Source organism: Microbacterium maritypicum, from assembly GCF_008868125.1.
GTDB classification, from domain to species: domain Bacteria; phylum Actinomycetota; class Actinomycetes; order Actinomycetales; family Microbacteriaceae; genus Microbacterium; species Microbacterium maritypicum.
Window position 1 is genome coordinate 925,136 of record NZ_WAAQ01000002.1, and the last position, 22,382, is coordinate 947,517.

Annotated in this window: 19 protein-coding genes; 10 read left to right on the forward strand and 9 right to left on the reverse strand. The window is 69.1% G+C overall.

Annotated features, from left to right (window positions below):
* Window positions 1-2 precede the first annotated feature (2 nt).
* Both F6W70_RS15245 and F6W70_RS15250 read right to left on the reverse strand, forming a co-directional pair.
* Window positions 3-1,673, reverse strand: a complete 1,671-nt coding sequence (locus tag F6W70_RS15245; protein ID WP_151487183.1) for a phospho-sugar mutase — start codon at window positions 1,671-1,673, stop codon at window positions 3-5.
* The gene (locus tag F6W70_RS15250) at window positions 1,670-2,503 is read right to left on the reverse strand and encodes a purine-nucleoside phosphorylase (protein ID WP_017828488.1); all 834 of its coding nucleotides are present in this window, start codon (window positions 2,501-2,503) and stop codon (window positions 1,670-1,672) included. The genes F6W70_RS15245 and F6W70_RS15250 overlap by 4 nt, the downstream gene beginning before the upstream one ends.
* A gap of 48 nt (window positions 2,504-2,551) precedes the next feature.
* Between F6W70_RS15250 and F6W70_RS15255 the strand changes: the two genes are divergently transcribed.
* A complete protein-coding gene (locus tag F6W70_RS15255; protein WP_055870910.1) occupies window positions 2,552-4,000 on the forward strand; it encodes an NAD(P)H-quinone dehydrogenase in 1,449 nt (482 codons plus the stop codon).
* Between the two features lie 63 nt (window positions 4,001-4,063).
* Here the strand turns inward: F6W70_RS15255 and F6W70_RS15260 are convergent, their stop codons facing one another.
* Both F6W70_RS15260 and F6W70_RS15265 read right to left on the reverse strand, forming a co-directional pair.
* Window positions 4,064-5,830 carry an acetyl/propionyl/methylcrotonyl-CoA carboxylase subunit alpha gene (locus F6W70_RS15260; protein ID WP_055870912.1) on the reverse strand — a complete coding sequence of 589 codons (1,767 nt, stop codon included), beginning with the start codon at window positions 5,828-5,830 and terminating at the stop codon, window positions 4,064-4,066.
* A 78-nt stretch (window positions 5,831-5,908) separates the two neighbouring features.
* Complete coding sequence (locus F6W70_RS15265; RefSeq protein WP_151487266.1) at window positions 5,909-6,547, reverse strand: Maf family protein; 639 nt, start codon at window positions 6,545-6,547, stop codon at window positions 5,909-5,911.
* Window positions 6,548-6,570: 23 nt separating this feature from the next.
* On the opposite strand from F6W70_RS15265, the gene F6W70_RS15270 reads away from it, so the two are divergent.
* The 5 genes from F6W70_RS15270 to F6W70_RS15290 all read left to right on the forward strand — a co-directional run bounded on the left by F6W70_RS15270 (window position 6,571) and on the right by F6W70_RS15290 (window position 12,248).
* The gene (locus tag F6W70_RS15270) at window positions 6,571-7,815 is read left to right on the forward strand and encodes a class I SAM-dependent RNA methyltransferase (RefSeq protein ID WP_151487184.1); all 1,245 of its coding nucleotides are present in this window, start codon (window positions 6,571-6,573) and stop codon (window positions 7,813-7,815) included.
* A gap of 40 nt (window positions 7,816-7,855) precedes the next feature.
* Window positions 7,856-8,515 (forward strand): response regulator, encoded by a 660-nt coding sequence (locus tag F6W70_RS15275; RefSeq protein ID WP_055870922.1) that lies wholly within the window; start codon window positions 7,856-7,858, stop codon window positions 8,513-8,515.
* Window positions 8,505-9,740, forward strand: coding sequence for an ATP-binding protein (locus F6W70_RS15280; RefSeq protein ID WP_055870926.1), 1,236 nt, complete (start codon window positions 8,505-8,507; stop codon window positions 9,738-9,740). The genes F6W70_RS15275 and F6W70_RS15280 overlap by 11 nt, the downstream gene beginning before the upstream one ends.
* Window positions 9,737-10,729, forward strand: coding sequence for a hypothetical protein (locus F6W70_RS15285; RefSeq protein WP_229778878.1), 993 nt, complete (start codon window positions 9,737-9,739; stop codon window positions 10,727-10,729). Before F6W70_RS15280 ends, F6W70_RS15285 begins: the two co-directional genes overlap by 4 nt.
* 319 nt (window positions 10,730-11,048) lie before the next feature.
* On the forward strand, window positions 11,049-12,248 hold the full coding sequence (locus F6W70_RS15290; RefSeq protein WP_127483367.1) for an ROK family transcriptional regulator: 1,200 nt from the start codon (window positions 11,049-11,051) through the stop codon (window positions 12,246-12,248).
* A 349-nt stretch (window positions 12,249-12,597) separates the two neighbouring features.
* On the opposite strand, the gene F6W70_RS15295 is transcribed toward F6W70_RS15290, so the two are convergent.
* The 4 genes from F6W70_RS15295 to F6W70_RS15310 form a co-directional block, all read right to left on the reverse strand.
* A complete protein-coding gene (locus F6W70_RS15295; RefSeq protein WP_318278916.1) occupies window positions 12,598-12,849 on the reverse strand; it encodes an acyl-CoA carboxylase epsilon subunit in 252 nt (83 codons plus the stop codon).
* Window positions 12,846-14,435, reverse strand: a complete 1,590-nt coding sequence (locus tag F6W70_RS15300; protein WP_373695317.1) for an acyl-CoA carboxylase subunit beta — start codon at window positions 14,433-14,435, stop codon at window positions 12,846-12,848. The genes F6W70_RS15295 and F6W70_RS15300 overlap by 4 nt, the downstream gene beginning before the upstream one ends.
* A gap of 81 nt (window positions 14,436-14,516) precedes the next feature.
* Window positions 14,517-15,455, reverse strand: coding sequence for a hypothetical protein (locus tag F6W70_RS15305; protein ID WP_055870936.1), 939 nt, complete (start codon window positions 15,453-15,455; stop codon window positions 14,517-14,519).
* 79 nt (window positions 15,456-15,534) lie between these two features.
* Window positions 15,535-16,227, reverse strand: a complete 693-nt coding sequence (locus tag F6W70_RS15310; protein WP_055870939.1) for a phosphocholine cytidylyltransferase family protein — start codon at window positions 16,225-16,227, stop codon at window positions 15,535-15,537.
* A 249-nt stretch (window positions 16,228-16,476) separates the two neighbouring features.
* Between F6W70_RS15310 and F6W70_RS18005 the strand changes: the two genes are divergently transcribed.
* The 3 genes from F6W70_RS18005 to F6W70_RS15335 are packed head-to-tail and all read left to right on the forward strand — an operon-like array spanning window position 16,477 to window position 20,148.
* Window positions 16,477-18,300 carry an ABC transporter ATP-binding protein gene (locus F6W70_RS18005; RefSeq protein ID WP_318278917.1) on the forward strand — a complete coding sequence of 608 codons (1,824 nt, stop codon included), beginning with the start codon at window positions 16,477-16,479 and terminating at the stop codon, window positions 18,298-18,300.
* Window positions 18,276-19,841, forward strand: coding sequence for a hypothetical protein (locus F6W70_RS15330; protein WP_055870942.1), 1,566 nt, complete (start codon window positions 18,276-18,278; stop codon window positions 19,839-19,841). Before F6W70_RS18005 ends, F6W70_RS15330 begins: the two co-directional genes overlap by 25 nt.
* Window positions 19,842-19,881: 40 nt before the next feature.
* Complete coding sequence (locus F6W70_RS15335) at window positions 19,882-20,148, forward strand: DUF3039 domain-containing protein (RefSeq protein ID WP_017828506.1); 267 nt, start codon at window positions 19,882-19,884, stop codon at window positions 20,146-20,148.
* 2 nt (window positions 20,149-20,150) lie between these two features.
* Here F6W70_RS15335 and F6W70_RS15340 read toward each other — a convergent pair whose 3' ends face one another.
* Complete coding sequence (locus F6W70_RS15340) at window positions 20,151-21,476, reverse strand: nicotinate phosphoribosyltransferase (protein WP_055877741.1); 1,326 nt, start codon at window positions 21,474-21,476, stop codon at window positions 20,151-20,153.
* A 63-nt stretch (window positions 21,477-21,539) separates the two neighbouring features.
* Here F6W70_RS15340 and murI point away from each other — a divergent pair, with 63 nt between their 5' ends.
* Window positions 21,540-22,370, forward strand: coding sequence for a glutamate racemase (gene murI, locus F6W70_RS15345; RefSeq protein WP_055870948.1), 831 nt, complete (start codon window positions 21,540-21,542; stop codon window positions 22,368-22,370).
* Window positions 22,371-22,382 lie beyond the last annotated feature (12 nt).

Here is a 22,382-nt window from a genome sequence, read left to right on the forward strand (position 1 = left end):
GCTCAGGAACGCTCGTCGAGCAGGGCGCGGACTCCGGCTTCGAGCTCTGCGACCGCCTCACGCGCACTCTCCGCCGACTCCGCGCGGGCGTCGATGTAGACCTTGAGCTTCGGTTCGGTGCCGCTGGGGCGCACGATCACCCGTGATCCGTCGACGAGACGGTACCGCAGCACGTCGCCGGACGGCTGGCCGGGCGCTGCCTGCAGAAGATCCTCGGCGGAGGCGATCGAACGTCCGGCGATGTGCGTCGGAGGAAGCGTGCGCAGCGCGAGCATCACGTTGCCGATGACCGCGAGGTCCTCGACGCGCACCGACACCTGGCCGCTCGCGAAATGCCCGTAGGTCTCTCCGAGCTCATCGAGCAGATCGACGAGCGTGGCTCCCCGGTCGCGTGCCTCCGCGGCGAGGCCGAGGATGGCGACCGCGGCCGATACGCCGTCCTTGTCGCGCACGGTCTCCGGGTTCACGAGGTAGCCCAGTGCCTCCTCGAAGCCGAAGACGATGCCGGGGGCGCGCGAGATCCACTTGAACCCGGTGAGGGTCTCGTGGAAGTCGAGTCCGTGGTGCGCCGCGACGGCACCGAGACCGGGGGAGGAGACGAGGGAGCACGCGAGCGATGCACCCGGGGTTCCTGCCGCGGCGCGGGCAGCCCGCGCGCCGAGCAGGAGACCGACCTCGTTGCCGGTGAGACGTCGCCAACCGTCCGCTGTCGAAGCATCGGGCACGGCGACGGCCAGGCGGTCCGCATCGGGGTCGTTCGCCAGGATGAAGTCGGCCTTGACCCGGCGGGCCCTCGCGAAGGCGAGATCCATCGCTCCCGGTTCCTCGGGGTTCGGGAACGAGACGGTGCGGAACGTGGCATCGGGGGTGAGCTGCTCGTCGACGACGAAGGGCTGGGGGTAGCCGGCGTCCTTCACGATGCGCGACAGCGTCTCCCAGCCGACCCCGTGCATCGCGGTGTACACCCACCGCATGCCCGTGGTGCCCGCCGGGGCCGGGGCCACGGCGACGGTCGCGGCGATGTAGGCCTCGACGACCTCTTCACCGGCGGTCTCGTAGTCCGTGGAGCGCGGGAGCGTCGCGACGGATCCCGCGTCGGCCGTGCGCTGGATGTGCGCGGCGATCTCGGCGTCTGCGGGGGCGACGATCTGCGACCCGTGGTCGGCGCCGCCGAGGTAGACCTTGTAGCCGTTGTCGTTCGGCGGGTTGTGGCTCGCGGTCACCATCACTCCGGCATCGGCTCCGAAGTGGCGCACGGCGAAAGCGAGCACGGGCGTCGGGAGGAGCCGGGGGAGCAGGATCGCGCGCAGACCTGCCCCGGCGAACAGCTCGGCGGAGTCCGTCGCGAACACGCGGGAGTTGCGGCGTCCGTCGTAGCCGACGACGACTGTCGGCGTGCGTCCGTCGGACTTCTCGCGCAGGTAGGCGGCGAAGCCCGCGGCGGCCTGCGCAACGAGCACCCTGTTCATCCGGTTGCTGCCGGCACCGAGCTCGCCGCGGAGACCGGCGGTCCCGAACGCGAGCCGCGTGCGGAAACGGTCCTCCAGGTCGGCGATCGCCCCTTCGTCGCCGGCGGCGGCACGGGTGATCACACCGGCCAGCTCGTCGCGCGTCTCGTGATCCGGGTCCTGTCGCAGCCAGGCCCTGGCCTGCGCGAGCAGCTCCTCGTTCACAGGGCCTCGACCACCCTCGCCAGGAGCGCGGAGATCACGGGTTCGGCCTCACGTCCGGCTTCGATCACCTCGCCATGGCTGAGCGGGGTCTGCTGGATGCCCGCGGCGAGGTTGGTGATGAGGGAGAAGCCGAGGATCTCCATGCCGGCCTCGCGGGCGGCGATCGCCTCGAGCGCGGTCGACATGCCGACGATGTGGCCGCCGATGTGCTTGGCCATCTGCACCTCCGCCGGGGTCTCGTAGTGCGGGCCGCGGAACTGCGTGTAGACGCCCTCGTCGAGCGTCGGGTCGACGGTGCGGGCGACGTCGCGCAGGCGCTTCGAATAGAGGTCCGTGAGGTCGACGAACGTGGCGCCCTCGAGCGGGGAGTCCGCGGTGAGGTTGATGTGGTCGCTGATGAGCACGGGCTGACCGGGCGTCCACGTCTCGCGGATGCCGCCGGCGCCGTTGGTCAGCACCATGATCTTGGCGCCGGTGGCGGCGGCGGTGCGCACGCTGTGCACCACGCGGCGCACGCCGTGAGCCTCGTAGTAGTGGGTGCGTGCACCGATGACGAGCACGTTCTTGCCGTCGGGGGTGCGGATGCTGCGCAGGGTGCCGACGTGGCCTTCGAGCGCGGGCTTGGAGAAGCCGGTGACCTCGGTCGCGGGGATCGTCGCGACGGTCTCGCCGATGATGTCGGCGGCCTTGCCCCAGCCGCTGCCGAGGGTGAGGGCGATGTCGTGCTTCTCGACACCGGTCAGACGTGCGATGTCGGCTGCGGCCTGCGCGGCGACCTCGAACGGGTTCGCGGTCGGGTCGTCGAGGGGGTTGCTGTGCGTTTCGGGCATGGATCCACTCTAGGAAGGTGCAGGCTCGGGTGCCAGGATTGCGCGAGAATGGATTCCATGTCTTCCACCACTTTCGAGCGCACTCAGCGCGTCGCCGTCCTCGGCGGCGGTCCCGGCGGCTACGAGGCGGCCCTCGCGGCTGCCCAGTTGGGGGCCGAGGTCACCCTGGTCGAGCGCGTGGGAGTCGGCGGATCCGCCGTCCTCACGGACGTCGTGCCCTCGAAGAGCCTGATCGCCACCGCCGATGCCGCCGTCGCCATCTCCGAGGCGAGCGACCTCGGTGTGAACTTCTACGCGAAGGGCGATCACTCCAGGCCGCTCAAGCCGGAGATCGCGATCAACCTCGCCGCGGTGAACAAGCGCCTGCTCGCACTGGCGGGTCAGCAGTCCGAGGACATGCGCGCCACGCTCCTCGAAGCCGGGGTGCGCATCCTGTCCGGACACGGCCGCCTCGAGGGGCCCACCGCGATCATCGTGTCGACGGGCCAGGGCGGCACCGACTTCGATCGGGTCGAGGCCGACACGATCGTCGTGGCCGTCGGCGCCTCGCCGCGCGAGCTCGACTCGGCCAAGCCCGACGGCAAGCGCATCCTGACCTGGACCCAGCTGTACGACATGAAGGCCCTTCCCGAGCACCTCATCGTGGTCGGATCGGGTGTCACGGGTGCGGAGTTCGCCTCCGCCTACATGAACCTGGGGGCGAAGGTCACACTCGTCTCGAGCCGCGAGCAGGTGCTCCCCGGCGAGGACAAGGATGCCGCAGCCGTTCTCGAGAAGGTGTTCAAGCGCGGGGGGATGCAGGTGCTCTCCAAGTCCCGCGCCGACCGGGTCGAGGTCACCGACGAGGGCGTCACGGTCACGCTGTCCGACGGGCGCACCGTCGACGGCAGCCACTGCCTCATGGCGGTCGGGTCGATCCCGAACACCGCGGGCATCGGTCTGGAGGAGGCCGGCGTCGAGCTCGACGAGTCGGGGCACGTCCGTGTGAACAGGGTCGCGCGCACCTCGGTCCCCAACGTGTACGCCGTCGGCGACTGCACGAACTTCTTCCCGCTGGCCTCCGTCGCCTCGATGCAGGGCCGCACGGCCGTGTTCCACGCCCTGGGCGACATCGTGATCCCGCTCGAGCAGATCAAGATCACCTCGAACATCTTCACCGCGCCCGAGATCGCCACGGTCGGCTACGGCGAGAAGGACGTCGAGGACGGCGTGGCCGACGGCCTGGTCTACAAGCTCCCGCTCGCGGCGAACCCGCGCGCGAAGATGATGGGCATCAAGGACGGCTTCGTCAAGCTCATCGCGCGCAAGGGATCGGGCACGGTGATCGGCGGCGTGATCGTCGCTCCCAAGGCCTCGGAGCTGATCTACCCGATCGCGGTCGCCGTCGAGCGCCGTCTCACGGTCGACCAGGTCTCCCGGGTCTTCGCGGCGTACCCCTCGCTGTCCAGCAGCATCACCGATGCGAGCAGGGCGATGCACCTTGTGAACATCTCCTGATCCGCGGAGACATGCGAAAGGCGCCCCACCGCGGTGGGGCGCCTTTCGCGTCGATGCTGTGCGTCAGCTGATCGTGAGCAGCTGGTGTCCTGCGGAGACCGTGGCGCCGGCGTCCGCGTTGATGTTGCCGACCACGCCGTCCTTGTGCGCCTGCAGCGGCTGCTCCATCTTCATGGCCTCGAGCACGACGACCAGGTCGCCCTTGACGACCTGCTGTCCGTCGGCGACGGCGATCTTGACGACGGTGGCCTGCATGGGCGACTTGACCGCGTCACCGGATGCTCCGGCGTTGGCGGTGGTGGCGTGGCTGCGACGCGACGGCGGGACGGCGGCAGGGCGCCCGGCGGTGCCGGCCGCGACCGCGACGCGATCGGGCAGGCTCACCTCGAGACGCTTGCCGGAGACCTCGACGACGACCGTGTGACGCGATTCCGCAGGCGTCGGCGCCTCGAGCTCGCCGTCCCACGCGGGGATGTCGTTGACGAACTCCGTCTCGATCCAGCGCGTGAAGACGCCGAACTCGCCGTTCTCCGCGGTGAACGCGGGATCGCGCACGACCTTGCGGTGGAACGGGATGACGGTGGGGAGCCCTGCGACCTCGAACTCGTCGAGCGCGCGGCGCGAGCGCTCCAGTGCTTCCGCCCTGTCTTTGCCCGTCACGATGATCTTCGCCAGAAGCGAGTCGAACGCACCCGAGACCGCGTCGCCGGCGGTGACGCCCGAGTCGAGCCGGATGCCGGGACCGCCGAACGTCTTGAACACGTGGATCGGGCCGGGCTGGGGCAGGAATCCGCGACCGGGGTCTTCGCCGTTGATGCGGAACTCGATCGAGTGCCCCTGCGGCTTCGGGTCGTCGTAGTCGATGGTGCCGCCGGCCGCGATGCGGAACTGCTCGCGCACCAGGTCGATGCCGGTGACCTCTTCGGAGACCGGGTGCTCGACCTGCAGGCGGGTGTTCACCTCGAGGAACGACACCGTGCCGTCGGCGCCGATGAGGAACTCGCACGTGCCGGCGCCGACGTAGCCGACCTCCTTGAGGATGGCCTTCGACGCCGAGTAGAGGAGGTCATTCTGCTCCTGCGTGAGGAAGGGGGCGGGCGCCTCCTCGACGAGCTTCTGGTGGCGGCGCTGCAGTGAGCAGTCGCGCGTCGAGATGACGACGACATTGCCCTCGGCGTCGGCCAGGCACTGCGTCTCGACGTGACGCGGCTTGTCGAGGTACTTCTCGACGAAGCACTCGCCGCGTCCGAAAGCGGCGACGGCCTCGCGGGTGGCGGATTCGAACAGCTCGGCGACCTCGTCGAGCTCACGCGCCACCTTGAGACCGCGTCCGCCGCCCCCGTAGGCCGCCTTGATGGCGATCGGCAGGCCGAACTCCTTCGCGAAGGCGATGACCTCGTCGGCGCCTTCCACGGGACCGGGAGTGCCGGGGGCGAGAGGTGCGCCGACCTTCTCTGCCACGTGACGCGCGGTCACCTTGTCTCCGAGCGCCTCGATGGCCTCGGGCGACGGGCCGATCCAGGTCATCCCCGCACCGATGATGGCGCGAGCGAACTCGGCGTTCTCGGCGAGGAACCCGTATCCCGGGTGCACCGCGTCGGCACCGGCGCGGCGGGCGATCGAGAGGATCTTCTCGATCTGGAGGTAGGTCTCGGCACTGGTCGAGCCGCCGAGGGCGTAGGCCTCGTCGGCGAGGCGGACGTGCAGAGCGTCGCGATCCTGGTCGGCGTAGACGGCGACCGAGGCGATTCCGGAGTCCCGGGCGGCGCGGATGATGCGGACGGCGATCTCGCCGCGGTTGGCGATGAGCACCTTGGCGATAGCAGGCATGCTTGCCAGCCTAGCGAGAACGATCCCGATCCCTTTGACGACTCCCCACAAGAAAGTCGAGAAAACGTGGAGGGGAGTCTACGACCAGAGGTCCGTCCAGCGGACGCCGAGCTCGGCCGCCAGACGGCGGACGGTCGACAGCGACATGCCGACGACCGTCGAGGGGTCGCCGTCCACGCGCGTGATGAAGGCGCCGCCCAGGCTGTCGACGGTGAAGGCCCCTGCCACGTGCAGCGGCTCTTCGGAGGCGACGTACGCGGCGATCTCCGCGTCGCTCACGTCGTGTGCGAACGTCACGGCGGCTTCGGCGACGGCGGTGGCTTCGGTGGGCTCTGAGCCGGGAGCGACCCGGAACACGGAGTGCCCGGAGTGCAGGATGCCCGTCGCTCCGCGCATCTCCTGCCAGCGCCTGGTCGCCTCCTCCGGGGTGTAGGGCTTGCCGTACACCCGCCCACCGAGGGCGAACATCGAGTCCCCGCCGATCACCAGGCCGTCGAAGGTGCCTTCGTCGGCGAGACCGTGCGCGACGGCCACGGCCTTCGCGCGGGCGAGCAGCAGCACCAGTTCCGCCGGCGGCAGGGGTGCGCCTCGTTCCGCCTCTGCGGCGGCGGCGACGGCGTCCTCATCCACATCCGGCGACACCGTGAGCGGTTCGATGCCGGCCTGGCGGAGCAGCATGAGTCGGGCGGGGGAGGTGGAGGCGAGGCAGACGCGCATGTCCACCACCGTATCCTCGAAGAATGACTTCCTCCCCAGCCGACGTGCTCGAACTCGACATCACCGGCATCGCACACGGGGGCACCTTCGTCGCCCGCCACGAGGGACGCGTGGTCTTCGTCTCCGATGCCATCCCCGGTGAGCGCGTGCGTGCCCGCGTGATCGCCCCGCAGGAGGGCGCTGATGCGTCGACCCGCAGCTTCTGGAGGGCGGAGACCGTCGAGGTGCTCGAGGCCTCGGAGCACCGCCGCCCGCACGTGTGGGCGGAGGCCGACGTCTCCCGTGATCCGGCGGACCGCCCGGGCGGCGCCGACCTGGGCCACATCGATCTGGACCACCAGCGCGAGCTCAAGCGGCGTGTGCTGACCGAATCGCTGGACCGATTCGCGGGCAGCGGCCTCGAGGCCCCCGAGATCGAGTCCGTGGAGTCGGGCGACGGCCTCGGATGGCGCACCCGCGTCACCCTGCACGTCGACGACACGGGAATGGCCGGGCCGTTCGCCGCTCGCAGCCACCGCGTCGTCCCCGTGACCTCGCACCCGCTCGCACGGCCGGCGATCGCCGAAGCGGCACTCGCACTGCAGGGCGAGGCCCCTGGCCGCATCGAACTCGTCGAGCCCGCCGACGGCACGGTGCGCATCATCCGTCGCGAGGAGACCGAGCGTGCACCACGGGTGCAGAGGGGCTTCCGCAAGCGTCCCATTCCCGAGGTCATCCACGAGATGGTCAACGACCGGCGCTTCCAGGTCGACTCCACGGGCTTCTGGCAGGTGTACCCGCGCGCGGCCTCGGTGCTCGATGCCGCCGTCTACGGGATCCTCGACGGGCACGTCGACGAGCAGAAGTCGCACTACGACCTGTACGGAGGGGTCGGTCTGTTCGCCGCGACACTCGCCGATCTCGGCGGCACCGACATCGTGACGGTCGAGTCCAGCGCCCGCGCCACCCAGCACGCGGCCGCGAACCTCGCTCCCCTCGAGGTGAATGCGGTGACGGCGCGCGTCGATCGTTTCCTGGCCACGCAGAAGCGCGGGCGCACAGGAGCCGTGGTCCTCGATCCCCCGCGCGCCGGTGCCGGTCGTCAGGTGGTCGAGGCGATTCACGCGCTCGCGCCGGATGCCATCGCGTATGTCGCGTGCGATCCGGTGGCCCTCGCTCGCGATCTCGGCACCTTCCGGACTCTCGGATGGAACGTGGACCGCCTTCGTAGCTTCGACCTGTTCCCGCACTCGCATCACTTCGAGGTCGTCGCGCTGCTCACCCGGTGAGCGATCCTCGGCTCGTCGGGGGACTCAGTAGGCTGAGGGGATGAGCACGGTCGCACTCATCGACGATCACGAGTCCGTTCGCCTCGGTCTCGAGGCCGCGTGCGCGCGTGACTCGCAGACCGTCGTCTTCTCCGGGAGCACCGTCGTGTCGTACCTCGAATGGCGCCGCGCCACCGCGGCGGCGCCTGCCGAGGTCGTCGTGCTCGATCTCACTCTCGGCGACGGGACGACCGTGACCGAGAACGTGACCTCCCTCGTGAACGACGGTGCGAGCGTCGTGATCCACAGCGTCGCCGATCGGCCGGCCGCCGTGCGCGAGGCGCTCGCTGCCGGTGCCGCCGGAGTGGTGAGCAAGTCCTCCGCCCTCGACGACGTCCTCGATGCGATCCGCACCGTGGCGCAGGGCGAGGCCCTCAACAACGTCGAGTGGGCGAGCGCCGTCGACGGAGACCGCGCCTTCGCCGATGCGCAGCTCGCCACACGGGAGCGCGAGGTGCTCCGCCTGTATGCGACCGGCCTGCCGTTGAAGGCCGTCGCCGAGAAGCTGGGCGTCGCCTACTCCACCGCCAAGGAGAACATCACCCGCATCCGCGTGAAGTACGTCGAGGTCGGGCGCCCCGCGCCGACGAAGGTCGATCTCCTGCGCCGAGCGATGGAGGACGGGATCGTCACGGCTGACGAGGCACCCGGTGGCCGCTGAGCCGCTGAGCATCCGCGACGCCTGGAGCAAGATCCCCTCTCCCGGCAGCACGGAGACGGCGTACGAGCGCTTCACCGGCAAGCGCATGGAACGGATCCTCGCGATCGTCGTCGCGATCGGTTCGGCTGTGCTCGGAGCGCAGGCCCTGATCTCCGCGATGGGTTCCCTGTCCGCAGCGGATCCTGCGCACCTGGTGACGCTGATCGTGGTGTTCGTGCCGCTCGCCGCGATGCTGCTGGCCTGTGTGGTGGGTCGGGGCGTTCGCACCTTCTCCGGAATCTTCGCCGTGGTCTACGTCCTCGCGCTCGCCGCCTGGCCGACCGTCGTCGACCCCTCGGACAAGGGCGCGGGAGACCAGCCCTGGATCTTCTTCCTCGTCAACGTCGGTGTCGTCGCGGCCATGCTCGCGTTCCCGCTGTGGCTCCAGTTCGCGTGGGCTGCCGGGATGCCGTTCGTCTACGGCTACGTGCGCCTCGTCCAGGGGGAGTTCTCCCGTGAGTTCTGGGTGACGACCGCGTTCGATGTGTCGTTCACCCTCATCCTCGGTGTCGTCATCGTCTCGCTCGGCTGGATGTTCCGCTCCGTCGCCGCCGGCGTGGACGAGGCCAGGGGGCAGGCGGTGGCTTCGTATTCGACGGCTGCCGCAGCGGCCGCAGCGGAAGAGGAGCGGGCGGCGATGTCCGCCTTGATGCATGACAGCGTCCTCGCCGCGCTGATCGCCGCCGAGAGGGCCGAGGGTGAGCGTGCGGAGGAACTGGCCGTCGCCATGGCGCGGGAGGCTCTCACCCGCCTTGCGAACACCGAAGCCGCCGTCGCGCAGGAAGGCAGCGATGAGCCCGTCGGCACGGCGCAGATCGTCGTCGAGCTGCGTCGGGCCCTGTCCGAGCTCGGTGCCGACGCGATCGTCGAGGAGCGCGGAGGAATCGGCCTCATCCCCGGGCGGGCGGCTCGTGCGCTGGTGCTCGCCGCGCGGCAGGCCATCGGCAACGCCGTGTCGCATGCCAACGGACGCGGGCTCCACATCATCGTCGAGGGGCATGCAGACGAAGGGGTCGTCGTGACGGTCTCGGACACCGGGTCGGGTTTCGACGTCGACTCGATCGGTGCCGACCGCCTCGGGATCCGCGCGTCGATCTTCGCGCGCATGGCGGGCGTCGCCGGCACGGCCGACATCGTCTCCGACGAGCACGGCACCACCGTCACGCTGGGATGGGTGCGCTCGTGAACCGCACCGTGCGCAGCGTCGCCACCTCTCTCGCCGTCGGTTTCGCACTGTACTTCGTCGCCCGAGGGATCTGGTGGATCGAGCAGCCGACGGCTCCGCTGCTGATGGTCCTCGCGATCGCCGTGTACCTGGTGGTCGTGAACATCGCGATCCTCGGCGACGGCGCCTCGGTGAAGATGCCGATGTGGTCGGCGATCCTCGCGTTGCTGGCGAGTGCGGTGATCCCCGTGCTCGTCACCTTCTCGCTCGAACCGGCGGATCGCACCGCCCCTTTCGCGACCTGGTACATCGGTGCTCTCGGCCTGCTCGGTATCGTGTGCGTCGTTCGCCGGCGGTCCCTGATCGGCTGGCTCGTGCTCGTGGTGCTCGTGGTGGCGGCGTCCGCGTCGCTGGGCTTCGTCGTGGCGCTCAACCTCGGGCTGGTCGGCTCCATCATGTGGGTGGCCGTTGCGCGACTGCTCGTGATGTTCTGGGACCGGGCGGTGCGCGACACCGAGCGTCTCGCAGAGATCCAGCAGGCGGTGTCCGCATGGCACGCCACGCAGCGGGTCCGGCAGCGTGAGCGGCGTCTTCGCACGCAGTTCGCCCTGGCCGTCGCCGGCCCGGTCCTCAGCAGGGTCGTGGCGGCGAGGGGCGCGCTGAACGATCAGGAGCGTCTGGATGCACGTCTCGCCGAGGGGCGGCTGCGCGACGAGTTGCGCGGAGCCGACCTCCTCAACGACGCGGTGCGCAACGCGATCGAGGCGGCGCGACGGCGCGGCGTGGTCGTCACCGTGTTCGATGAGGGCGGCTTCGACGGTATCGACGAGGCGCGTCGCAAAGCGATCCGAGACGAACTGGCGGTGGTGCTCAGCCGGGCGCAGACGTCTCGACTCATCATCCGCTCGTCACCGGACCCTCGTATCGCGGTGACCGTGGTCGGCCGCGCCGGTTCGCGATCGTCCGGCGACGATGATGCGGTCGACCTCTGGCACGAGATCCCGCGCTGAATGCCGGTCGTCTGACGCGGTTCGCGAACGTCCTCGGCCCCGGCCGGGGGAGGCGACCGGAGTCGAGGATGATGAGAGTGGGAGAGGGGCGGCGAATCCCCCTGCCCCTCTCCGTGCGGACAGTTACCCGAAAACCGTCCGCTGGTGGCCGATCAGCGTCTGTCTACCCTGGGACAGAGAGACCAGCCGAACGCGAAGCGTCTCCCTCAGTCTGATGGCTTGCGCAAACATTGTCTGTAGGTATTTTGGGGGACAAGAATCCGCCTCGATGGTGGATCATTGGACGATGGCAACGCGTCGTGGCACCAATCTCCCGCGTATGGGTGACTTCAACCAGTCCGTGATCCTCGAGGCCATCCGCCAGTCCGGCGAGGGGTTGAGCAGGATCGAGCTCGCGACGGCGACCCGGCTCTCGGCGCAGACCGTCACGAACATCACCCGGAGGCTCCTCGATGACGGGTTCATCAGGGAGGCCGGGCGCACGATCAACGGGCCTGGCAAGCCGCGCGTCACCCTGAGGCTCGTCGCAGACAGCCGCTTCGCGGTGGGAGTGCACCTCGACCCCGCCCTCATGACATTCGTGCTGCTCGACCTGTCGGGTGCCATCGTTCGACGCCTGAGCGTGCGCACGCCCGCCGAGGATCCGCACCGGATCGTCGAGGCCATGGCGACGACGATCGACGCCCTGATCGTGGGATCGGGTGTGGATCGCTCGCGGATCGCGGGGGTGGGGGTCGCGGCCCCCGGCCCGCTCGACGTGGAGAAGGGCACGGTCATCGATCCCCCGAAGCTCGTCGGCTGGCACCGTGTTCCGCTGCGCGAGGTGTTGGCGGAGGCCACCGGGCTGCCCGTGGTGCTGGAGAAGGACACGACGTCTGCCGCGGTGGGGGAGCTGTGGACTCGACGCGAGTCGGCCGACGACTCGTTCGTCTTCGTCTACCTCGGCACCGGGATCGGCGCGGCCCTGGCCAGAGACGGGGAGGCGGTGCGTGGCAGCACGCGCAACATCGGCGAGATCGGGCACATCATCGTCGACCCGGACGGGCCCTCCTGCTCGTGCGGGTCCCGCGGGTGCGTCGAGGTCGTCTGCACCCCGCAGGCGATCGTCGAACAGGCGGAGCGTGCGGGTGTCTTCGGCGACGACCGCCAGGCGAGCGACGTCGCCGCCGTCCATGAGAGATTCAGTCGGCTGTGCGAGCGAGCGGCCGAGGGCGATGAAGCGGCTGTCGAGGTGCTGAGACAGGCGGCTGCGCACATCACCGTGCTGACGGCGGCGCTGACCAACATGCTCGACGTGGATCGGGTCGTGTTCGGCGGGCCTTTCTGGGCTCGGCTCGCCGACGTTTACCTGCGGGAGATCCCCGCCAGGCTCGATCGTGCCAGTGCGACGCGCGCGGTGCGCACGCTTCCTGTCGATGGCACGGTGGTGGGGGACGACGTCGGTGCGGTGGGTGCCGGGTGCGTGGTCCTCGACTCGGTCCTCAGTCCCCGTGCCTCGGATCTGCTGCTCGACAGCTGATCCGAGACGCCGTCCCGGTCTCTGCCGTCGACGGATCAGGGCTTGCGGGTATATGTCTAATCGATGTAATATTTAGGGTTCCCTCATCGTCGGATCACGGAACTGCGCCCTCTCTCCGCATGCTCGGCACCGTGGCATGCAGGGGGGAAGCGGTCCCGGTCCGAGTCGGGGTGAACACGCCCCATCCTGCACAGGGCAGGGCGAGGCGGCGACGGGGAACGTCGCCGAGCAGGGCGCTGGGGGTCCTGCGACGATCGTCTGCGTGATTCGTGAGGCGGAGGGTTCACGGATCACGCAGACGTAGTCGGATTCCTTCGAGACGCCTGCGTCCCGCAGCTGCGCGCGGCGGTCAGCCGGAGAAGCGCCCCCAGGGGATGTCGCGACGAAGCGGGCGTCGCAGCGGTCGCTGCGTCCGCGTCCATGCCGACACGGACGGCTCGTCGGCGACGGCGGCAGCCGCCTCCATCGCATAGGCCTCGCTGATCACCGCGATGAGCGCGGCGAGCTCTTCCTCGGTGGCCGCCCCGCGGGTGATGTCGAGCATCGGCGCCTCCGGGGTCTCCGGGGCCGGTGTGCCGTCCTGAGCGTTCTGCGCGGTCACAGCGGGATGTTCCCGTGCTTCTTCGGAGGCAGCTCCGCACGCTTGCCGCGCAGAGCGCGCAGCGCCTTGGCGATCGAGACGCGGGTGTTCGCCGGCTCGATGATGCCGTCGAGTTCGCCGCGCTCTGCCGCCAGGAAGGGCGACGCCACGTTGTAGGTGTACCCGTTCGCGAGCCGGGTGCGCACGGCGGCGACGTCCTCACCGGCTTCCTCGGCCTTCTTGATCTCGCCGCGGTACAGGATGTTGACGGCGCCCTGGCCGCCCATGACCGCGATCTCCGCTGTCGGCCACGCGAGGTTCACATCCGCGCCCAGCTGCTTCGAGCCCATCACGATGTATGCGCCGCCGTAGGCCTTGCGCAGGATCACGGTGACGAGGGGCACGGTGGCCTCTGCGTAGGCGTAGAGCAGCTTCGCGCCACGGCGAATGACTCCGGTCCATTCCTGGTCGGTGCCGGGCAGATAGCCGGGCACATCCACGAGCGTGACGATCGGGATCGAGAAGGCGTCGCAGAAGCGCACGAACCGGCTCGCCTTCTCTCCGGCCTCGATGTTCAGGGTGCCGGCCATCTGCGAGGGCTGATTGGCGATGATGCCCACCGACCGGCCCTCGATGCGTCCGAATCCGATCACGATGTTGGGCGCGAACAGCGGCTGGACCTCGAGGAAGTCGCCCTCATCGACGACATGCTCGATGACGGTGTGGATGTCGTACGGCTGATTCGTCGAATCGGGGACGATCGTGTTGAGCGTGCGATCGGCGTCGGTGGTCTCGAACTCGAAGGCGCTCTCGTACGACGGCAGCTCCGCCATGTTGTTGTCCGGGAGGAAGCTCAGCAGCGTGCGCGCGTAGTCGATCGCGTCGTCCTCATCCTCGGCGAGGTAGTGCGCGACGCCCGAGCGGGTGTTGTGCGTGTACGCACCGCCGAGCTCTTCCATGCCCACGTCCTCGCCCGTGACGGTCTTGATCACGTCGGGGCCGGTGACGAACATCTGGCTGGTCTTGTCGACCATGATCACGAAGTCGGTGAGGGCGGGGGAGTACACCGCTCCGCCCGCAGCCGGGCCCATGATGATGGAGATCTGCGGGATGACGCCGGATGCACGGGTGTTCAGGCGGAAGATCTCGCCGTACTTGCCGAGGGCGACGACGCCCTCCTGGATGCGCGCGCCACCGGAGTCGAGGATTCCGATGCAGGGCATCCCTCCGGCGAGGGCGAACTCCATGATCTTGATGATCTTCTCGCCGGCGACCTCGCCGAGCGAACCGCCGAAGGTCGAGAAGTCCTGCGAGTACACCGCGACCGTGCGGCCGTTGATCGTGCCCACGCCGGTGACGACCGAGTCGCCGTAGGGTCGCGAACGATCCATGCCGAAGGCCGTGGTGCGGTGGCGCACATACTCGTCGAACTCGACGAAGCTCCCGGGGTCGACGAGCAGCTCGATGCGCTCGCGGGCGGTCATCTTGCCCTTCGCGTGCTGCTTCTCCTTCGCCTTCGCTTCCGCGTCGACGACGGCTTCTGTATAGCGAGCGCGCAGATCCGCGATCTTGCCGGCGGTGGTAAAGAGGTCGGGCTTGTCCGTCACGGATTCCACCCTATCGTCGGCTCGCCTCCGGCTGTTGGATGCTCGCCACAACGGGTCGGCCGATCCTTTGGCGAGGTGCGCTCAGCCCTCGGGCTCACCGGACTCGAGTTCCGGGTCGGCCTTGGGGCGGCGGCCGATCGAGCGGGCCTTGCGTCCCGCCCATTCCACCCCGCGGACGGTCGTACCGGCCGCTCCCGCGACCGCATTGCCGGCGTAGCGGGCACCACGCAGCACCCGCAACTCCAGCTTCTCGGCGCCGGGCACGGGTTCCAGTTCGAGGGGAAGGTCGATCGGGGCGGCACCGAAGGCCTTGTGGGACGTCGTCAGCACGCGGCGGCCGAGGATGTTGTTCCCCGCGCCTCCGATCGCGGCACCGATCCCGAACGGGAGGGCCTTGCCGATGACCGACGCGCCGCCCTTGGCAGCGAACTGCTTCACGAACATGCTCTTGAGCTGGTCGACGAGAGGTCCGACGGCGGCGCGGGGGAGTGACTTCGTGACGAGCTCGCCCCAGTACGACGATCTGCTCCCGCCGCGCCCTGCCACCTGCCCGGCGAGCTGTCCGACCAGGTCGACGCCCTCCTTGCCGAGCATCAGCGTCATCACCAGCGCTCTGGCGCGATCCGGGTTCGCGACCGCGATCCCGTGCACCTCGGCGACCGACTGCGCGAACAGAGCTGTGGACTCCACGAAGCCGACCGTCTCCACGCCGGAGAGTGCGAGCGTGACACCCGTGCCGATGCCCGGGACGACAGCGGTCGCGCCGACCGCGGCTCCACCGGTGGTCACGGCCGCCAGGTAGCGACGCTCGAGGATGCGGATGATCTCGGCCGGCGAGGCCTGCGGATTGCGCAGGCGGATGCTCCGGATGTGCGCCAGCACGAGCGGGCGCTGGATCGACAGCACGCGGTCGAGGCCGCGCACCATCATCGGATGCTCCGCCGATCCGGTGGGAGGCACCCCCTTGTCCCACGGGGCGTCGTCCGGGAGCGAATGGATCTTGTGCACCTTGGGAGCCATGCTGCGATCCTATGAAGCCAGTCCGCGAAAACGCCGAAAGCCCGGTCCCTCGGAGGGACCGGGCTTTCGTGACCGGCGATCAGACGAAGAGGTTCGCCCGCTCCAGGTCTTCGGCGAAATCGACCTCGACCGCGTACAGGTCGGAGACATCCATCGGCTCGAGCAGCAGGCCGTCTTCGGCGATCGCGAGCTCGAGACCGCGCTCGAAGTAATCCTGGTCCTCGACGCGCTGCAGCTGACGCATGAACGCCTTCTTGTGTGCGGACGAGATGTAGTTGATGCCGACGGCCTCGCCGAGACCGCCCTTGACAGTCTTGGACAGCTCGTTGATGAAGCCCTCGGCCGTGACCGTGTACTTCACCTCTTCATCGCTGACCTTGGAGGTGTTCACCGTCACGAAGGACTGGTCGCGCTCGATGTACTCGAGCGCGCGGCCGAGGATCATCGGGTCGAAGACGACGTCTCCGTTCATCCACAGCACTCCGCTGCGACCGGTCGCACCGAGGGCCCTCAGCAGGCTCTTGGAGGTGTTGGTCTCGTCGTAGCGTTCGTTGTGGACGTAGTTCACCTGGGGGAACGCATCGATGATGGTCTCTGCGCGGTAGCCGACCACGGTGGTGATGCGGGCGTCGGAACCGAAAGCGGCGCGGATGTTGTCGTGCTGTTGGCCCATGATCGTGCGGCCGTCGCTCAGTTCGGTGAGCGGCTTCGGCAGCGCGCGGCCGAGGCGCGAGCCCATTCCGGCGGCGAGGATGACGGTCTGAAGAGTCACGAGTGCTCCTAAAGGAAGTTGTGTTCACGGTCGATTAACCGACCAGACACTTCGTCGTGCCGTTGTCATGGTATCGATTCCGCCTGGGAACCTCGGGGTGAGGAGGCCCCCGTTGTCATTTCGTGATCGACTACACACCGGATGCACAGGGTTCCGATCGCCTCGAGATCTCGGCGGATCTGCGCGATCCGAGGGCAGTTTATTGCGCGGCGGCCTTGGCGTACAGCCACCCGTTGATACCGTAGGACGGTGACTGCCTCCCCTGACGACCGCACCGCCCAGGTGGACCAAACCGAGATCGCGCAAGAGAAGACGTCGGCGAAGCGCGCGCCGGCCAAGAAGCAGACTCCCACCGCGGCAACGGCCGCCGATGAGATCTCGCCCGCGCCCGCTGTGAAGAAGCCGGCGGCGAAGAAGCCGGCCGCGAAGCGCCCGGCGACCACGCGTACGTCCACGCCCTCCGCCACGAGGAAGATCGCTGCGACGAAGGCATCCGCGGCGAAGACCGGAGCCACGAAGGCTGCTGCGGAGAAGGCGGCGCCGACAGCGGAAGTGGTGGTGGAACCGCTGGTGAAGGCGATGCCCGGCCAGACGGGTGAGCCGTCGTCGACCACGAGCTCCCCCCGCAGCACGACAGCCGCGCGCACGGCCGCCGCGAAGAACACGGCCGCCGCGAAGACCGCCACCGCGGCGAAGACCACCACCGCCGCGAAGACAGCAGCGGCGAAGACGGCCGCAGCGAAGACCACCGCAGCGAAGACGGCCGCAGCGAAGACCACCGCCGCGAAGACGGCGGCGGCCAAGTCAGCGGCGACCAAGGCGGCGGCATCCAAGTCCACTGCGCGATCGGCCGCAGCGAAGACCACGGCAGCCAAGACCACGGCCGCGAAGACGGCGGCAGCGAAGAAGGCCGCGGCGAAGAAGGCCGCCGACGCGGCCGCGAAGGCCGCGGCAGACACCGCCACGGCGGCGCCGGAAGCGACTCCCGTCATCGAGTCGGTGACCGTCGAGACGGCTCCCGCAGTGGATCTCACCCCGACGGCCGATTCCACTCCTGCGGCGATCGAGCAGATCACCGTCGTCGATACCGCGGCCGTCGAGCCCGCCGTCGTCGAGCCCGCCGTCGTCGAGACCGCGGCCGTCGCGGAAGCGACCGTCGCCTCGGAACCCGTCGAGGCCGAACCTGTCGAGGCCGGACCGGCGGAGGCTGCTGCCGCAGTCGAACCCGATGGTTCCGTCGAGATCGCCGCGGCGGTGGCGGAGTCCGACGATGCGGCTTCCGGGGTCGTGGATCCCCACGATGCCGGCTCCGCCGGCGAGGCGATCAGCATTCGCGGTCTCGTCAAGCAGTTCGGTGACAACAGAGCCGTCGACGGCATCGACCTGACCGTGCCGGCCGGCTCGTTCTACGGGGTCGTCGGTCCCAACGGCGCGGGTAAGACCACGACACTCTCGATCGTCGCCGGGCTTCTGCGCGCCGACGCGGGCAGCGTCGTCATCTGCGGCATCGATCAGGCGAAGCAGCCGCTGGCGGCGAAGCGGCTGATGGGCGTGCTGCCTGATCGGCTGCGCACCTTCGACCGTCTCACCGGTCGTCAGCTGCTCTACTACTACGGGTTGCTGCGCGGCCTCGCGGCGGATGTGATCGAGAAGCGCGCCGCCGACCTCGCTCGAGCATTCGATCTCGGCGATGCCCTCAGCCGCGTCGTCTCCGACTACTCGGCCGGTATGACGAAGAAGATCATGCTCGCCGGGGCCATGATCCACTCGCCGCGCGTGCTCGTGCTCGATGAGCCGTTCGAGTCGGTGGATCCTGTCTCCTCGGCGGTCATCCTGGACATCCTCCGCGCCTACGTCTCGCACGGCGGCACCGTGATCCTGTCGAGCCACGGCATGGATCTGGTCGAGCGTGTCTGCTCACGCGTCGCGATCATCGTCGGCGGAGAGGTTCTCGCCGAAGGCACGATCGACGAGGTCCGCGCGGGTCAGACTCTCGAGGCGCGCTTCGTCGAGCTCGCCGGCTCCAGCGGAGAGGTGGAGGGGCTCGAGTGGCTGCACACGTTCTCCGACTGAGGCTCGCGCTGCTGCTGGGCTCTGTTCGCGGCGATCGTCGGATCCGGACGCTCATCTCGCTCGCGGCGGTCATCGCCGTCACCGCCGTGGTGTGCATCGCCGTGTTCAGCCTCGCGGCAGCCCCGGTACCGGTGGCACGCGCAGTCACCGTGCTCGGCGGGGCCGCCCTCCTCATCGGCTTCCTCGTCGGCCCGATCCTCGTCGGTGCCGTCGACCAGCTCGACCCCCGACGGTTCGCGGTCTTCGGTGTCGATGAGCGGCAGATGCCCTGGGTGCTCACGCTGGCCGCCTTCATCAGCGTGCCCAGCCTGGCGCTTCTCGCGGTCTACATCAGCGTCTGCATCGTGGCGATCGGAGCAGGGACTCCCTGGCCGCTGGCGGTGCTGATGACGATCATCGGTGTCATCACGACGATGCTGGTCTCGAGGATCGGTATGGCGCTCAACGCTCTGCTTCTTCCGGAGCGCCGATCCCGAGAGCTCACGGCGCTGTTCGCGCTCGCGCTGATCGTGATCGCGTTCCCCGTCGCGGTGTTCTTCGGATCGCTCCGCTGGGACGGCCTCGTGCCGCCGTCGCTCGCGACGCTCTCGAGCGTCTTCGGTTTCAGCCCGTTCGCCGCGGCGCCCGCGTTCCTCTTCGACTCCGCAGCCGGGGCGACCGCCTCGGCGTGGGTCAGCGGCGTCATCGCGGTCCTCACGGTCGTTCTGCTCGGGATCGCATGGGCCTGGCTCGTGCGGCGTCTGCTCACGACGACGGAGCGTCCGGTCACGCTGAGGGAGCGCACGGGCCTCGGCTGGTTCGGTCTGCTGCCGTCGAACGCCTTCGGTGCGATCGCGGCTCGAAGCCTCGTCTACTGGCTTCGCGACCGTCGCTACATCATGAACATCATCGTGGTGCCGGTGGCCGGTGTCCTCACCGTGCTTCCGCTCATCGTCGCCGGTGTCCCGTTGGAGGTCGCAGCGCTCGTGCCCGTGCCCGTGATGGCGCTGTTCTTCGGCTGGTTGCCGCACAACGACGTCGCCTACGACTCGACGGCGCTGTGGACCCACGTGGCCAGTGGCGTCCGGGGTCTTCCCGACCGTCTCGGACGCCTGGTGCCGGTCCTTCTCGTCGCGATTCCGGTGCTCGCGATCGCGGTTCCCCTGTCGCTCCTCCTCGTCGGCAACTGGAGCCTGCTGCTGCCGATGGGCGGCGTGGCCGCGAGCCTGCTCTTCTGCGCTCTGGGTATCTCGAGCATCGTCTCGGTCGTCGCCCCGTACGCGGTCTCGCGACCCGGTGACAGCCCGTTCCAGCAGCCGCAACGGCCGACGTCCCGAGGCACATACGGTCCCGCAGCGGCGTTCCTCGGAGCGATCGTGCTGAGCGCCCCCACTATCTGGTTGTTCGCGGCCACGATGCTCGAGGGCTCCGCATACGCCCCGGCGACCTTCTGGGTCGGGCTCCTCGGCGGCCTCGCGGTGTTGGCCGCGGGGGCGGTCATCGGCGGTCGCATCTTCGAGCGCAGCGGGGAGCGCCTGATGGAGTTCGTCGAGACGGCGTGACGACCGCCCACGAGGCACTCGACGCCGCTAGACTCACGGGATGAGTACTCCGCTGGACAGCCCCGATCAGGGCGGCGTGGCAACGCTTGATCGCGAACTGGAAGAGCTCCTCCGTGAGGAGAATCTCGAACCGGGCGACCATGAGCGCTTCTCGCATTACGTGAAGAAGGACAAGATCCTCGAGTCCGCGATCACCGGCAAGCCGGTGCGGGCACTGTGTGGCAAGAAGTGGACCCCGGGCCGCGACCCGGAGAAGTTCCCCATCTGCCCCACGTGCAAGGAGATCTACGAGTCGATGATGGGCTGACCTCAGTCTGCTTCGACGTACACGGTGGGAATCGCCGGGTCGGACTTGCTGAGCGCGAGAGCGCGCACCGGGAGTTCTTCGCGCACGCGCAGATGGTGCGCCCGCGCGGCTGCCGTGCCCTCGACGCCTTCGTAGCTCGAGTCGATGTCACCAGCCTCGACGAAGGTCACCTGCAGCGGACGGCCGTCTGGATGCTCCGCCGCGGTGCCGAGCTCTTCGAAACCATCGGAGACGACGACCGTCTCGGCGGTGGCGACGCCGTCCACCAGGGTCCGGAAAGCGGCCTTGCGACCACCGTGCGACGCCTTGTCCGCCGATGCCTTCGCGACACCGATCCAGGATCCGGTGGCATCCTGTCGTGCCACGAGCTTGTAGACCATGCTCGCGGTCGGATATCCGGATCCGGTGACCACCGACGTTCCGACACCGTAGGCGTCGACCGGCGATGCGGCCAGGGCGGCGATCGCGTACTCGTCGAGGTCGCTGGTCACGGTGATGCGCGTGGACGTCGCACCGAGCTCGTCGAGCTGCGCGCGTACGTCTCCGGCGACGATGGGGAGGTCGCCGGAGTCGATCCGCACGCCGCCGAGCTCCGTGCCGGCGACCCGGATGGCGGTCTCGACGCCCGTGCGGATGTCGTACGTGTCCACGAGCAGCGTCGTTCCGATGCCCATGCTCTCGACCTGCGACCGGAACGCCTCCTCTTCGGAGTCGTGCAGCAGCGTCCAGGAGTGGGCGGCCGTGCCCATGGTGGGGATGCCCCAGCTTCGCCCGGCCTCGAGGTTGCTCGTGGCGCCGAAGCCGGCGATGTAGGCAGCCCGGGCGGCGGCGACGGCCGAGCGCTCGGCTGCGCGTCGTGATCCCATCTCTGCCAGCGGACGCTCGCCGGCGGCGATGCTCATGCGAGAGGCGGCGGTCGCGACGGCGGAATCGTGATTGAGCACGCTCAGGGCGAGCGTTTCGAGCACGACGGCATCGGCGAACGTGCCCTCGACGGTGAGGATGGGGGAGCCGGGGAAGTACAGCTCACCCTCGCGATAGCCGCGGATCGTTCCCGAGAACCGGTAGTCCTCGAGGTGAGCGATCGACGACGCATCGACGACGTTCTGGTCTCTGAGGAACCGGAGCTCGTCGTCACCGAAGCGGAAGTCGCGCAGGAGACCGAGCAGGCGGCCGGTGCCGGCGACGACACCGAAGCGGCGGCCCCCGGACAGACGCCGGGAGAACAGCTCGAAGACGCTGGGGCGGAACGCCGTCCCGTCCCGGAGGGAGGCGGCGAGCATCGTCAGCTCATAGCGGTCGGTGAGCAGCGCCGTCGACGTGGTCATGCGCTCAGTTTAGTGAGCGTGCTGATGCGCGCGGCGGCTCCCGCGCAGGTAGGCTGGGGAGTCATGAACGACGCGCCGATCGGGATCTTCGACTCCGGTGTCGGCGGGCTCACGGTGGCGCGGGCCATCCGCGCCCAGCTGCCCCGTGAGTCGTTCGTCTACATCGGCGACACTGCGCACTCGCCGTACGGCCCCAAGCCCATCGCCGACGTGCGCCGCTACTCTCTCGAGGTGCTCGACACCCTCGTCGAGCAGGGCGTGAAGATGCTGGTGATCGCGTGCAACACCGCCTCGGCCGCCATGCTCCGCGATGCTCGTGAACGCTACGACATCCCGGTGGTCGAGGTGATCGGTCCCGCGGTGCGCCGCGCGGTCTCCACGACCCGCAACGGGCGCGTCGGCGTGATCGGCACGGTTGGCACCATCGGCTCACGCGCTTACCAGGACATGCTCGAGGTGAACGAGAGGCTGCAGGTCTTCACCGCCGCCTGCCCGCGCTTCGTCGAGTTCGTCGAGGCCGGGATCACCGGGACTCCGGAGGTGCTCGCTGTGGCTGAGGAGTATCTCGCCCCTCTTCGCGATGCTGACGTCGACACGCTCGTGCTCGGCTGCACGCACTATCCGTTCCTTCGCGGCGCCATCAGCTACGTCATGGGAGAGGGCGTCACGCTCGTCTCCAGCGACGACGAGACCGCCGGCGACGTCTATCGCCAGCTCGTCCGCGGAGACCTGCTCGCCTCGCCGGATGCCACCGCGAGCTACGTCTACGAGGCCACCGGAGCGTCGACCGACGACTTCACCGCTCTGGCCAACCGTCTGATGGGCCGTGAGGTCCGCGACGTGCAGCTCGTCCAGACCGGCGTGATCACTCTTCCCGAGAACGCTTTCGAGTAATCCGGATCGAGT

What these genes read in the sequence shown, in the direction of transcription:
- F6W70_RS15250 (WP_017828488.1), bottom strand. Translation starts at nt 2,503, where the DNA reads ATGCCCGAAACGCACAGCAACCCCCTCGACGACCCGACCGCGAACCCG.
- F6W70_RS15255 (WP_055870910.1), top strand. Translation starts at nt 2,552, where the DNA reads ATGGATTCCATGTCTTCCACCACTTTCGAGCGCACTCAGCGCGTCGCC.
- F6W70_RS15260 (WP_055870912.1), bottom strand. Translation starts at nt 5,830, where the DNA reads ATGCCTGCTATCGCCAAGGTGCTCATCGCCAACCGCGGCGAGATCGCC.
- F6W70_RS15265 (WP_151487266.1), bottom strand. Translation starts at nt 6,547, where the DNA reads ATGCGCGTCTGCCTCGCCTCCACCTCCCCCGCCCGACTCATGCTGCTC.
- F6W70_RS15270 (WP_151487184.1), top strand. Translation starts at nt 6,571, where the DNA reads ATGACTTCCTCCCCAGCCGACGTGCTCGAACTCGACATCACCGGCATC.
- F6W70_RS15275 (WP_055870922.1), top strand. Translation starts at nt 7,856, where the DNA reads ATGAGCACGGTCGCACTCATCGACGATCACGAGTCCGTTCGCCTCGGT.
- F6W70_RS15290 (WP_127483367.1), top strand. Translation starts at nt 11,049, where the DNA reads ATGGGTGACTTCAACCAGTCCGTGATCCTCGAGGCCATCCGCCAGTCC.
- F6W70_RS15305 (WP_055870936.1), bottom strand. Translation starts at nt 15,455, where the DNA reads ATGGCTCCCAAGGTGCACAAGATCCATTCGCTCCCGGACGACGCCCCG.
- F6W70_RS15335 (WP_017828506.1), top strand. Translation starts at nt 19,882, where the DNA reads ATGAGTACTCCGCTGGACAGCCCCGATCAGGGCGGCGTGGCAACGCTT.
- F6W70_RS15340 (WP_055877741.1), bottom strand. Translation starts at nt 21,476, where the DNA reads ATGACCACGTCGACGGCGCTGCTCACCGACCGCTATGAGCTGACGATG.
- murI (WP_055870948.1), top strand. Translation starts at nt 21,540, where the DNA reads ATGAACGACGCGCCGATCGGGATCTTCGACTCCGGTGTCGGCGGGCTC.